Annotated in this window: 7 protein-coding genes; 1 reads left to right on the forward strand and 6 read right to left on the reverse strand. The window is 61.3% G+C overall.

The genetic code is table 11. The features are described from left to right. Positions 1–74: 74 nt before the first annotated feature. From HJW02_RS00435 to HJW02_RS00450, 4 genes are all read right to left on the reverse strand, one after another. Positions 75–1,970, reverse strand: coding sequence for an amidohydrolase (locus HJW02_RS00435; protein ID WP_102721824.1), 1,896 nt, complete (start codon positions 1,968–1,970; stop codon positions 75–77). Continuing rightward, positions 1,957–2,568 carry an antibiotic biosynthesis monooxygenase gene (locus HJW02_RS00440; RefSeq protein ID WP_102721825.1) on the reverse strand — a complete coding sequence of 204 codons (612 nt, stop codon included), beginning with the start codon at positions 2,566–2,568 and terminating at the stop codon, positions 1,957–1,959. Before HJW02_RS00440 ends, HJW02_RS00435 begins: the two co-directional genes overlap by 14 nt. 81 nt (positions 2,569–2,649) lie before the next feature. Next, positions 2,650–3,336 carry a hydrolase gene (locus HJW02_RS00445; protein ID WP_022396726.1) on the reverse strand — a complete coding sequence of 229 codons (687 nt, stop codon included), beginning with the start codon at positions 3,334–3,336 and terminating at the stop codon, positions 2,650–2,652. 365 nt (positions 3,337–3,701) lie between these two features. Further along, complete coding sequence (locus HJW02_RS00450) at positions 3,702–5,342, reverse strand: beta-N-acetylhexosaminidase (RefSeq protein ID WP_022396725.1); 1,641 nt, start codon at positions 5,340–5,342, stop codon at positions 3,702–3,704. 178 nt (positions 5,343–5,520) lie between these two features. Here HJW02_RS00450 and HJW02_RS00455 point away from each other — a divergent pair, with 178 nt between their 5' ends. Then, positions 5,521–6,900, forward strand: a complete 1,380-nt coding sequence (locus HJW02_RS00455; RefSeq protein ID WP_240454307.1) for a replication-associated recombination protein A — start codon at positions 5,521–5,523, stop codon at positions 6,898–6,900. On the opposite strand, the gene HJW02_RS00460 is transcribed toward HJW02_RS00455, so the two are convergent. Both HJW02_RS00460 and HJW02_RS00465 read right to left on the reverse strand, forming a co-directional pair. Then, positions 6,895–9,480, reverse strand: a complete 2,586-nt coding sequence (locus tag HJW02_RS00460) for a glycoside hydrolase family 2 TIM barrel-domain containing protein (protein ID WP_102721828.1) — start codon at positions 9,478–9,480, stop codon at positions 6,895–6,897. The genes HJW02_RS00455 and HJW02_RS00460 overlap by 6 nt on opposite strands. A gap of 149 nt (positions 9,481–9,629) precedes the next feature. Next, positions 9,630–13,499: a glycoside hydrolase family 2 TIM barrel-domain containing protein gene (locus HJW02_RS00465; RefSeq protein WP_102721829.1), complete on the reverse strand. Its 3,870-nt coding sequence runs from the start codon at positions 13,497–13,499 to the stop codon at positions 9,630–9,632. Positions 13,500–13,506 lie beyond the last annotated feature (7 nt).

The raw sequence follows: 13,506 nt of genomic DNA on the forward strand, positions 1-13,506 counted from the left end.
CCCCTTCCGGGAAAGGAAAAAGCGCCCCGTCCCACCAGGGAGACGGGGCGCAGGAAGCTTCGCATCATTTACCGTCAGAATGCGAAGCAACCACACCCGGAGCCCCAGAAATCGGAATACCTGGGCCGCGACGCATTCGCCGCGCCCTCCATCAGCATGAACGCGGAATGCATGCAGCCGTGTTCATGGCAGTGTGAGGAATGCCGGTGCTCCTGCTGGAAAGGCACGCCGGCCCTGGCCGCCTTCTTCGGGTCCAGGGGAGCGCCGTATCCGCCGAACACGGCAATGGGGGACCACTCGGGCAGTACCGGAATGGGCGCCGGGTCCAAATCCTTGAACGGTCCCGCGGCATAAACGATTTTGCCGTCCATGACGGTCAGCACGGATTCTATTCCCTTGATCTCCTCTTCCGGAACGGAGAAATAATCTTCGCTCAGCACGACCATGTCCGCCAGTTGACCGGGAACAATCGCTCCTTTTTTGCCCGTCTCGGAGGAAAACCAGGTGCTCCCCTGCGTATAAAGCCGGAGGGCTTCCTCACGGGAAAGGCAGTCTTCCTCCCGGTACATCGGTTCTCCGCCCACGGTCTTCCCGGTGGTCAGCCAGTACAGGGAAACCCATGGATTGTAGCTCGCCACGCGCGTGGCATCCGTTCCGGCCCCTACGGGAATGCCCATTTCCAGCATTCTGCGCACGGGCGGCGTATGTTCCGCCGCCTCCTTGCCGTAGCGGTCCATGAAATATTCCCCCTGGTAGGCCATGCGGCACTGCACGGCAATGCCTCCGCCCAGCGCCTTGACGCGTTCCAGATTCTTCTCGTCAATGGTCTCGCAGTGGTCGAAGAACCAGTGCAGGCCGTCAAAGGGAATCTCCCGGTTCACTTCTTCATACACGTCCAGAAAGCGGGAGATGCTCTCATTGTACGTGGCGTGCAGCCGGAAAGGCCATTTGTTGGCGGCCAGCAGGCTGACCACCCCCTTGAGTTCGGATTCCATGTCTCCGGGGAGGTCCGGACGCGGCTCCAGAAAGTCCTCAAAGTCCGCGGCGGAAAAGACGAGCATTTCACCCGCTCCGTTGCAGCGGTAATAATCGTCCCCCTCTCCCGGCCTGGTCATCCTGATCCATTTGGCAAAGTCCTCCTTCTCTTCCTTGGGCCTTTGGGTAAACAGATTGTAGGCAATCCGCACGGTCATTTCCCCGCGCTTGTGCAGCTCTTCAATCACCTGGTAGTCCTCCGGGTAATTCTGATAGCCGCCTCCTGCGTCAATGATGCTGGTCAGGCCCAGGCGGTTAAGTTCTTTCATGAAATGCCGGGTGGAATTGATCTGGTGTTCCAGGGGCAGTTTGGGCCCCTTGGCCAGCGTGGCGTAAAGAATGGTGGCATTTGGCCGCGCAATCAGCAGGCCGGTGGGATTGCCCTCGCTGTCGTGCTGGATTTCCCCGCCCGGAGGGTTGGGCGTATCCTTCGTATACCCGCAGGCGCGCAGGGCGGCCTTGTTGAGCATGGCGCGGCAGTACAGGTGAAGCACAAAAACGGGCGTATCCGGCGCCGCCTCATTAATCTCCTCCAGCGTAGGCATCCGGCGTTCGGCAAACTGGAACTCGCTCCAGCCGCCCACCACGCGCACCCACTGTCCCGGCGGCGTTCTGCGGGCCTGCTCCTTGAGCATGCGCATGGCGTCCGCCAGGGAGGGCACGCCGTCCCAGCGCAGTTCCATATTGTAATTCAGGCCGCCGCGGATCACGTGCAAGTGGGAATCGTTCAGGCCGGGAATGACGGTCCTTTTCCCGGCGTCGATCACCTGGGTATCCGGCCCCTTGTACTGGGCAACGTCCTCGTCGGACCCCACGGCCAGTATCTTTCCATCCTTGACGGCGACGGCGCGGGCCATCGTTCCGCGTTCATCCAGCGTTGCTATGTTGCCGTTTGAGATCATCAAATCGGCGTAAACCTTATCATTGTTTTTCATTGTTTTCATCATGGTTCGGGGTTGTTCCCGGAATGGTTCCGGCCTGCGCCCTGAAAAGCCAGGGAGACAGAATGCTGCTGATCAGCGGCATGAATACCCAGGTCAGCAGCGCCACCACACAGGCGTTGAACAGGAAAAAGGAAAGCCATCCGGGCAGCACGCTGCGGATGGGCCCACCCACGGTAATGTTCAGAAGAAAGATGACCAGGCACACGCCCAGATAGGTGGCCGCCGCCGTCTTGTAGCGCGGCGGCGTCACCATCGGGGTGCCCGGCTGGTTCAACCAGGCGTCCAGGCCGTTCATCTCCTGGATATGGGCCTCCCCTTCCGTATGGGCTCCCAGCAGCTTCATCCAGCGTTCGTACTCCGGGGAGGAAACCAGGGCTTTTCTGGCGGCGGCGCTCGCGAAACGGTCCACCACCACATATTCCCCGTTTCCGTCGGAGGGCCGCAGGACGCTGATGCCCACATGCCCGGGGCAGCTCAGCACAAAATTGACGAAATCCCGCATGGCGTGCTCAAACTGGCCTTCATGCCCCGGCAGAATATGCCGGCGCACCACAACGGTCACTTCCTCTGAAGGATTGATGGCGTTCATGCCTGATGAATGTTCAGGGTTTTTCTTCCGGCGCGCACCCCCGTGTTAACGGAGGGAGCGCCGGAAAAACTCTGCGGGCAATCAGGCGTCATGCTTCACCACCTGCGGGGACAGGGCGGACTGGGGAGCATGGTGAACCATCGTGTAGGCGTACTCCACGCCCACGCCGTAAGCGCCGCCCTGCTGCTTGAGCAGATTCATCAGGGCGTCGTAATGTTCCTTGTTCTTCCAGTCGCGCTGGAACTCCAGAAGGGCTCCGATGGTCGTCAGCCGCGTGCCGCCCGCCTGGACGATGCGGGAAAGGGCCGCCTTCTGGGCGTCCTTGGAGGTGGCGCCGCAGCAGTCCTCCACCACGTAAATGTTATAACCGTCGCCGATCATCTCAATGGCGGGCCACGTGACGCACACTTCCGTCCAGAGCCCGGTAAGGAGGATATTCTTGCGGCCCGTCGCCTTGATGGCCTTCCGGAACTCGTCGGAATCCCAGGAATTCATGGACGTGCGTTCAATGACGTGCTGGCCCGGAAAAATATCCAGGAGCTGGGGCCAGACATAGCCGGAAAAGCCCTCTGTTTCCACGGCCGTAATCACGGTGGGCACCTGGAACAGCTTGGCGGCCTTCGCCAGCAGGGTGACGTTATTGATCAGGTCGGCACGGTTGATGTTGGCTACGCCAAAGGTCATTTGGGGCTGGTGGTCAATGAAAACTACGGCAGCGTCTTCCGGCGTGTACAGCTGATGATAATGCGAGGATATCAGGGACATCATCTTATTCTCCTTATAATCTATGTTTAATTAGTGAAATCGGGACCGCAGGCGGTCAGAAAACCGCTGGTCCATGATTGGTTGGAGACCAGTTTCCCTGTTTTTGTTGACACCATGCCAGAGTGTGACAAACCGTTTTAAGGCGGCAGGCTCTCCTGAAAAGACAGCCAGTTCTCCGCCGGACCGGAGGCTTCCCTGGAAAAGGCAGTCATCTCCGCACCAAAAACGAGCGCATTCCCGGAAATCACGCCTCTCCTTCGCGGAAAGGAGGAACGGCACAGGTTTCCCCTCATCTCGTTCCCTCCGGAACGGGAAACCAGCCTGTCTTTCCTGAAAACGTCCTCCGGCTGCGGAGGCGGCGCGTTCCGTTACTTCTCTTCCCCGTGCTCGATCTTCAAGGCATCCAGAATCTTCTCATATCCAGGCAGCCGCCTCTGGAAATCCTGAAAATTCTTGTCCTCCTTCCGGGTCCAGCCCGTTTCCGCATAAGCGGCAATGCGGGGGAACACATGGCGGTGCAGTTTGTCCGCATCTGCAATCCATTCCGTCCAGACCTGGCAGCCCAGGCCGATGACGTTCTGCTGATGTTCCGGCTTCAATCCCGCGAAAACGGGTTCAAAGGAATAGGATTTGGACAGGGGGAGCTTGTCGTAACCCTTGTTCATATAAGTCATATGGGAGGTGGAATTGACCACCTGGTGACCGTCTTCAACCGCCTTGGTGGCAATCTTGTCGGACCCGTACCAGAAATGGATGATGGCCTTCCCGTCCAGCTTGCCCAGAGCGGCCCCCTGGCCGCCGTCATTGTGCACGTCGGAACCCAGAATCTCATTCCATCCGATCATCCGTATTCCCTTCTTAGCCAGCATGCCGGAAATCCGGTTCGTAAACATGATCTGAAGGTCCGGGAAATTCCTGATGCCCTTCTTCTTCATGAACTCCTCAATGTGGGGCACGCCCGCCCAGTACTTCTTATACCGCACCTCGTCGCCGCCGATGTGGATGATGCCGCCGGGAAACAGGGCCGCCAGCTCTGTCATGATATCCCCCAGAAACTGGTAGGTCCGCTCGTTGGTGGGGTCAAACGCGGTTCCGTCATTGAAGCTCACGGGAATCTCCGTCACGGGCTTGGCGGACAACTTCAATTCCGGATAGGAGAACGTGGCGGCGGCGGAATGCCCGGGAATGTCTATTTCCGGCACAATCGTTATATTCCGGTCGGCCGCATAGCGGACGATGCGCCTGATCTGCTCCTGCGTATAAAAACCTTCATGGGGCCTGCCCTCATACTTGCCGCTCCCCCACGTCTCTATCTCCGTGTCTCTCCGCTTGCTGCCGATGGAGGTCAGCTTGGGATACTTTTTAATCTGGACGCGCCATCCGGCATCGTCGGACAAATGCCAGTGCAGGATATTCATTTTCAGAAGCCCCATCTGGTCAATCAGCCTCTTCACCTCCTCCTCTCCAAAAAAATGCCTCGCTTCATCCAGCATGAAGGCGCGCCACGCAAAGCGGGGATAATCCAGCATGGAAAAAGGCTTCTCCGCCACGGTCCAGCTTACCGCCCCCTTGTCCGCGCCATCGTCAAAAAACGCGGCAGGCAGCATCTGCGCCAGGCTCTGTCCGGCGTAATACACCCCTTTTGGTGCAGCAGCCTTGATCACGATATTTCCGGGCGCCGCTTCCAGGCGGTACGCCTCCGGTCCGTACTGTTTCAGGGAAGCATCCTTCTCTATTCGGATGGCCCCCGTTCCCCCCATCCCCGCCAGGGGCAGTCCTGTTCCGCCTGATAAAAACTGCTGCAGCAGACGGGCCTGACGCTGGAACCCGACGTCCTTCTCCCGGCACACGATGCGCGTGCCTCCATCCAGCTTCACGGGCTTCGCCTCGCTTTTGTCCGCAATCCTGACGGAAACGGGCCGGGGAATGATCTGGTCCTGCGCATTCACGGTCAGGCAGCATGCTCCGGAGAGCAGGAAAAGGAATACAGGGGAAACATAGCGGAACATCACGTCCAGTATACACCGCTTCTGCCGGGAGTCTTTCCTTTTCTTCCCGTTTTTCCTTAATCCCGTTAAAAGCGGTCAGGGAACCTCCCGCTCCATGACACGCCAGCCCGTCCGCTCCGCCTGAAATGCCATGATGCGCCCCTTGCCTTCCTTTTTCCCGCGGCGTATGATGGACACCATGAAAAAAGACGATACGCCGGGCCTGTTTGCCGCCTTCGCGGACCGGCCCCTGGCGGACCGCCTGAGACCGGCCGCCCTGGAGGAAATCGTGGGCCAGGACCACCTGCTGGGAGAGGGAGGGCCCATCCGGCTCATGGCGGATTCCGGCAAGCTGACCAGCTTCGTCCTGTGGGGGCCGCCCGGCTGCGGAAAAACCACGCTGGCGCGCATCCTGGCCACGCGCACGTCCATGCACTTCGTCGCGCTCTCCGCCGTCTTCTCCGGCATGGCGGATCTGAGGAAAGCCTTTGACGAGGCCGCCAAACGGCGGGAATACGGCCAGGGAACCCTCCTCTTCGTGGATGAAATCCACCGGTTCAACCGCGCCCAGCAGGACGGCTTCCTGCCATACGTGGAAAACGGAACCGTCACGCTCGTGGGGGCCACCACGGAAAACCCCTCCTTTGAACTGAACAGCGCACTTCTCTCCCGCTGCAAGGTCTTCGTCATGCATTCCCTGGACGCTCCGGCGCTGGAAAGCATCATTGAGCGGGCGGAATCCCTTCTCCAGCGCAAGCTGCCGCTCGCTCCGGAGGCGCGCGCCACCCTCATTGAACTGGCGGACGGGGACGGCCGCTACCTCATCAACCTGATGGAAAGCGTCTTTGACCTCTGCAAGCCTGACGAGACGCTGGACACGCCGGCCCTGCTGAAAATCGTCCAGCAGCGCGCCCCGGTTTACGACAAGGACCGGGAGGGCCACTACAACCTCATCAGCGCCCTGCACAAGTCCCTGCGCGGCTCTGATACGGACGCCGCCCTGTACTGGGCCGCGCGCATGCTCCAGGGCGGGGAAGACCCGCTCTACCTGCTGCGCCGCCTCACCCGCTTCGCCATGGAGGACATCAGCCTGGCGGACCCCGCCGCGCTGCAAATGGCCATTGCCGCGTGGGACACCTATGAACGCCTGGGCTCTCCGGAAGGAGAGCTGGCGATCGCGGAACTGGTCATCTACCTGGGCTGCGCCCCCAAATCCAACAGCGCCTACACCGCCTGGGGAGCGGCCCGGAAGGCGGCCAGGGAATACGGCTCCCTGATGCCTCCGGCGCACATCCTGAACGCGCCCACCAAATTGATGAAGGAGCTGGGCTACGGAAAAAATTACGCGTACGACCACGACGCTCCGGACGCCTTTTCCGGGCAGAACTACTTTCCGGACAAGATGCCCCGCCGCCAGTTCTACAAGCCGCCGGAACGGGGCTTTGAACGGGAAATCAACAAGCGGCTGGCATACTGGGACAAACTGCGCCGCCAGCGTGCGGAAGAGGATTCCGGAAGCTCCGGCACGCGGAGAGGCCGGAAAAAGCCCCCCGCCCCGGAGGAACAGGCCCCCTCATGAGGCATCCGCCGGCCACACGGCCACTTCCGCAATCCCCTGCCCCGGCGACAGCCGGATGCGGACATACCTGGCCTTCGCCTCCCCGGAGCACGCGGCGACCAATCCGGCCCCGTCCTTCAGAAGAACGGTTTTCACATCCTTCCAGGTTTTGCCGTCTTTGCTGACCTGCACCACGGGAGGCTGCCCTTTCCATATTCCGGCGGCTTTCGCCTCCACCCGGTCCAGGCGGAATTCAAACTCCATGTCCAGCCGCCACCATGGCTCCCTGTCTTCTGCGGACGGCACCCATGCGGAAGCGCCGTCGCCATCGGACGCCTTCATCGCGTCCTGAAGATTGGAGGAAGCGGAACAAGGCCTCAAAGCCGCCAGGTTCGCCTTCTCTCCGGCTCCGGTTCCGGACTGCCCGTACCGCGCCACCTGGGCATCCCTCTCCTGCGCGGAAAAACGCCTGTAGGGCCTCTCCTTCGTTTCCGCGCTCCTGCCCGCCACGTACGCCGGGGCGTTCCGGGAAACAATCTGGATGCTGTCCCCCTTCAATCCCGGGGAAGACGCCTTGATGACCGTTTTCCCGGCGTAATAAGACCGGAACTCAATAGCCGCGCAGCCGTCAATGAAGTCAATGTCCGTCCCGGGCGTGAACGTGATGCTCTTGCCGGTGGGGAACTCTCCGGGGCCTGATTCCACCGTGAGCGTTACCAGAACGGCATTGGCTATCTGCCTGCCGGAGGCATCCGCCACCTTCACGGTCACGTGCACATCGTCCGTGCCGTCAGCCGGGCTGATGGCCTTCTTGTCCGCGGACAGCTTCACCTGCGCAGGCGTTCCCTCCACGGGCCATTCCGGCGGGGGAATGTTTTTAAACTCATTCCTGTACCAGTACCAGGCCCTCTTGGGAATGCGGAAGTAATCCACAATGCCCATGCGTCCGCCGGAGGGCCAGATGCTGCCGTGGTCAAAACCGCACCAGACCGCCTCCCCCGCGCGCCAGGGATAGCGCGCCCCCGCCTGCTTGTCCCCGGCCATGTCTCCCCAGCCCGGCGCATAAGCCCCCGGCCTCCTGCAGCTCACGGAACCGTACTCCGTCACCATGCTGGGCCTGCCGGGCGTCTTCACATGGGAGCCGTCCCCGTTGAAGGCGGCCATGTCCCCCAGCTTGTCGAAATCGCCGCGCTGGCCTCCCCCGGCGCACACGGGGCGCGTCGGGTCCAGCTCCTTCACCAGGGCAATCAGCTTGCCGCACAGGGCCCTGGCCTCCGGCGCATGCCGGGTGAAAAACGGTTCGTTGCTGATGCTCCAGATGACGATGGAAGGGTGGTTGCGGAATTGCAGCACCATCTCCCTCACCTGGCGCATGCAACTCTCCTCAAACGCGGCGCGGTCCTTCTCTTCCGTGGGATAGGCGTCGCAATTCCAGTACCTGTCGTGCTCCTTGAAGCCGCCCATGCCCCAGAAAATGCCTTCATTCAGCATGCACATCCCCTCCCGGTCGCAGGCGTCCAGAAAAGCCTGGGAATGGGGATAATGGGAGCCGCGGATGAAATTGAACCCGGCGTCCTTCATCAGCAGCACGTCCCGGCGCGCTCCGGCGTCCGTCACGGCATCCCCCCATCCCGCGTGGTCCTGGTGCACGTTGGCTCCTTGCAGGTAAACGGGCTTCCCGTTAATCAGCATGCCCCGGTCCGCCGTCAGCTCCAGGGTGCGGAAGCCCAGGGGATTCTCCGCCCGGTCCAGCACTTTTCCCCCTTCGCCCACCAGCTCCGTCGTCACGCGGTACATGTTGGGAACGGCCGGACTCCACAGCCTGGGAGCGGCCAGCGGAGGCAGGTCCGTCTGAACGCACGCTTCCTTTCCCGCGCCCAGTTCCACGGGCTCTTCCCCGCGGAGCACCACGCGGCCACCCTTGTCCTCCCTCACGGTGTGGCGCACCGTCACCCTCTTTATCCTCTCGCTATCATTCTTCACTGCCGCCAGAATGCGGACCTTCCCGCGGGAAGGAGTCACTTCCGGCGTCTGCACCCAGATGCCGTGCGCGGGAAGATGCACGGGAGAACACACGTGCAGATGCACGTTCCGGTACAGGCCGCCGGAAAAGGTATGCTCTCCCGCCCGCGGGGCGATGCGGGGGTTCCAGCGGTTGTCCACGCGCACCTCCACCCAATTCTCCCCGCGTTTCAGGAAAGGCGTCAAATCCGTCCGGAACGCCGTATACCCCCCTTCATGCCATCCTGCGGCCTTTCCGTTCACCGTCACCTCCGCCACCTGGAAGGCTGCGCCGCAATCCAGAAAAACCTTCTGCCCCAGCCATTCCTCCGGCACCACGAGCTTCTTGCGGTAGGAGCCGCGCCCCGTGTAAAAGGAATCGGACATGAAATAGGGCAGGCTGAACGTATGTGGCAAATGCGCCGTCTGCCAGCCGCTTTTACCGGGCTCGTCTTCCAGCCGGAACTCCCAGCCGCGGTTCCAGGCCATCCTCCTGCAGGGAGACGAAGCTTTCTCCGCGGCGGAAACGGGCGTTTCCGCTCCGGCCATGGAAAAACACAGGGCGGCGGCGCCCAGCATACAGGCAATCATCTTGCGCATGCGTATGCTACCATTCCACGGTGCTCTTTCTTTCAACCAAAAAACATTTCCGCTCCCTGGAGCGCCCGCAGCAACAAGCCGTGCACCCCTTCCGGGCTGCACGGCTGGAAAAAAGCCTTCATTCAGGAAAGCGGCGCTCCCGCCGATCGTTACTGGGTAATAATATTCAGTTCAGCAACGGTGGCGCTTTGCTCGCCGCCCTTCACCGGGGAGCGGGCGTCCAGCTTGAAATAGCGGGCCTCCACAGGTTTGCCGAAGTCGATGCGCTGAACAGCCGGATCCTTCCGGATGTAATGGTAGGTGAACTGGCCTTTTTTCACTTCCTTCCAGTTCTGCCCGTCATCGGAAACGGAGAACGTGTACTGGCTGATGAGGCCCTTGTCCTTGTCCATTCTGGGCGTGTAGATGAATCCGGTGAACTTCATTCTGGTTCCCATGTCCACGGCAATGGAGTGGGGGAAGCCCGGCAGGCCGTTCGTATAGGACGTATGCCAGCAGGTATCCGGGTTCCCGTCAATGGCAAAGTGGGCGAAGCCGGTATCCGGCTCTTCCGAGGAAGCGCTCAGGATCTTCCATTCGCCCTGCCCCTTGATAAGGGGGAATTTCCGCTCGCCGGGAGACGTGGGAGGCACTTTGCCGGATTTCCCGGCGGCAGCCCAGGCCCTCACTTCCCCTTCGGGAAGCTTGAAGGGTTTCCGGTACGTTTTTTCCGGCCCCTTGTTGACGGAATACTTCATCTCCGTTCCGGGCGTGGAGGAAACCAAGCTGACCATGCCGTCCCCGTCCCGTTCAATCACGGGGGAATGGGGCACGCCCAGTCCCGCGCGCCCCAGGTTCAGCAGGGCGGACGTGGGGGCCAGCACAAAGCCCAGGGGGGTGGCTTCGCTCAGCGTCTGGTACTTCGCCAGGGGGCGCGGCCCGCAGGAGGAACCGCCCAGCCCCATCTGGAAGGCGTCCAGATTCACGATCACCTTGTCCTTCTCCGGCAGCCTGTCCAGGCTTTTGGCGTTGTTGAGCTCCTTCGGCGTATAACGCAGGATGGACACTTCCAGCGGGGCCCTGGGAGAAGCGGAGCCTACCCACAGCGCCGGAGCCGCCTTGGGTCTGGACAGGGCCACCCAGTCCGTCTCCATGCGGTTGCCCATGTCCTGGGGGCGGGAATAGGCGAAAAACATGTCGTCCACGGAAGTGCGGAACACGTCCTTCCAGCAGCTCGTGCGGCGGTCCCGGTAATTGTCCCACGGCCCCAGCCCCAGGTATTCCACCTGGTCATAGGCGGCAGGCATCCCGAAGGTGACGCCCAGCCGCAGGAGCTCTTCCCCCTTGGCGGAGGGATACATTCTGACGGAGGCATTGATGACGCCGTTGCCGAACACCGTCCAGGCAACCTCCCCGGAGAAGGAAAGGCCGGAGCCTTTCGTCCGGAATTGCGCCGTAATGCGGGCCACGCCGGGAGAAATGACGGCGGCCTTCACATCGGAATACTCCGCCTTCATGGTCTGCATCTTCATCTTCCCCTCAACCTTGCTCCTGATCCAGGCGTCGTTGTCCACCGGGGAACGGTACGCCTGGAGCGCCACCGGATAGCCGGGCAGAATCAGGTCCTGGCTGCCGTACCGGAGGGCGGAAAGCATGCCGTCCTTGAAGGAGGCGGAAAAGCCCTTCCCCTGCACCACCACGGGATCGCCCTGGCGCACGGAGACGGCGGGCAGCGCCGCCGGAGCCTTCACGGAAGCCTCCTTCTCCACGGCCGCCGGGAACCACTCGTAAGCTTCGCACTCGTCCGCCACATGCTCCAGTTGTTTGGCGGAAAGCTCCTTCACGTCTTCCGGCAGCTTGAACCGGGCGTCCGCCAGAACCATCAGGGAGCCCGTCTGCATGGCGGCGGAAGGCAGTTTCACCGTCACGGACTTGCCGGGGGCCGTCTCCGGCAGAGCCATGCGCTCCACGGCATGCTTGCCGCCGGGCGCGAGGGACACCAGGTAAAGCGTATAGCCCTTCAACGGCTTGTGGAAATACTTGTTGCGAACGGTCAGGGAACCGTCCTTGCGGTCAAAGGCCATGTACTGGTACACCTTCTTCACTTCCTTCGTCTTGGCCGTGGTGTTCCGGTTGCCCAGAATGATGCCGTTGTCGCAGAAATTGGCCTGGTTGGGCCTGTCCCCGAACATGCCGCCGTAGGCCTGCGTCACGCCCTTGAAGGGCGCGGGCTTGTAAATGCCGTTCCCGGCAGGGTTGGCGCGGAGGGACTGGTCCACAAAATCCCAGATGGCCCCGCCCACCATGCGAGGGGAGGACTCAAAGGCTTCCATGTACTCCTTGAAATTGCCCAGGGCATTCCCCATGGAATGGGCGTATTCGCACACGAAGAAGGGGCGGGAAGTCTTCTGCTTCCCCCAGTTTTCCACCCGGTCCACGGGCGGATACATGGCGGAATCCATGTCCACGGCCTTATGGCCGTGCGGGAATTCGCAGTAATGGAGGGGGCGCGTATCGTCATAGGCCCTGATGGCTTCCGAGGCCGCTTCAAAATTCGGCCCGTTGCCGGACTCGTTGCCCAGGGACCAGAACACGATGGAGGGATGGTTCTTGGAACGGTGCACCATGCTCATGTTGCGTTCCACATGCGCCTTCTTCCATGAAGGCTTCCGGGAAATATCCATGCCGCTGTTGCGGATGCCGTGGGCCTCGCAGTTGGCTTCATCCATCACGTACAGGCCGTAGCGGTCGCACAGTTCGTAGAAATAGGGATGGTTGGGATAGTGGGAGCAGCGGACGGTGTTGATGTTGTGCGCCTTGATGATCTGCACGTCCTTTTCCATCACCTCCCGCGGGATGGCGCGCCCGTAGTCCGGATGCGCTTCATGACGGTTGACGCCCTTGAACTTGACGGCCTTTCCGTTGACCAGCACCGCGCCGTTATCGGCGATTTCCACGGAACGGAACCCGGTATTGACGGACCGGGGGTCCTTCCCGTTCAGGGAATAGGTCACCTTGTACAGGTTGGGCGTTTCCGCCGTCCACGGCTTCACGCCGGGAAACTTCCTGTCCAGAGCCACCTGAACCTCGCCTCCGGCGGGAATGGCGGGAACTTCCAGCGTGCCGGAATCCAGCCTGCCCCTGTTGTCCGTCTGCACGCGGCCGGAGCCGCTCCCGCCCTCCCAATTTAAATTGGTGGAAATCCCTTCAATGGAATAATCCAGCTTCATTCCGGCGGGAATATCCTTCTTGCCGGAATTGCGGATGGTGAACGTTCCGCCCAGCACCCCGGTCGTGTAATCCTTCCTGTCCAGCCCCGCCTTCAGGAACAGGTCGCGCACGTGCACCTGCGGCTGGGCGAACAGGGTCACGTCCCGGAAAATGCCGGAAAGGCGCAGGAAATCCTGGTCCTCCAGATAGGAGCCGTCGCTCCAGCGGTACACCTCCACGGCAATCGTGTTCCTGCCCGGCTTCACATAGGGAGTCAGGTCGAACTCGCCGCCCGTATAGGAATCCTCGGAATAGCCGACTTTCCGGCCATTCACCCACACGTAAAAGGCGGACTCCACCCCGTCAAACCGGATCATTACCTGCTCCCCCTTCCAGGAGGCGGGGAGATTGAAATCCCGTCGGTAGGAGCCCACGGAATTGCGCTCCTTGTATGCCGGCCAGTTCCTGGGCGGCTCTCCCATCACCTTGGGGGGATTCGGCTTGAAGGGATACGGGACGTTCGTGTAAATGGCCGTTCCATAGCCCGCAAGCTGCCAGTTGGAAGGCACCTTGACCGTATCCCATCCGGAAACGGAATAGGAAGGCTTGAAGAAATCGGCAGGCCTCCCGTCCGGCGTCATGGAAAACTTGAACTTCCAGTCACCGTTCAGGCTCAGCGTCTTGTCTCCCGCCGGGAGAACGGAGGCGCGGGGAGCCTCCTTGTTGATTCCCGTCACCTCTTCATTCTCCCAGTCCGGGGCTTCCCCCAGCAGGGGAAGCGCCGGAGCCAGGCACATCACGGAAAACAGGAATGCTCGTACCGTCTTCATCTCGGGT

It is taken from the genome of Akkermansia sp. GGCC_0220 (assembly GCF_017566105.1).
Lineage (GTDB): Bacteria > Verrucomicrobiota > Verrucomicrobiia > Verrucomicrobiales > Akkermansiaceae > Akkermansia > Akkermansia massiliensis.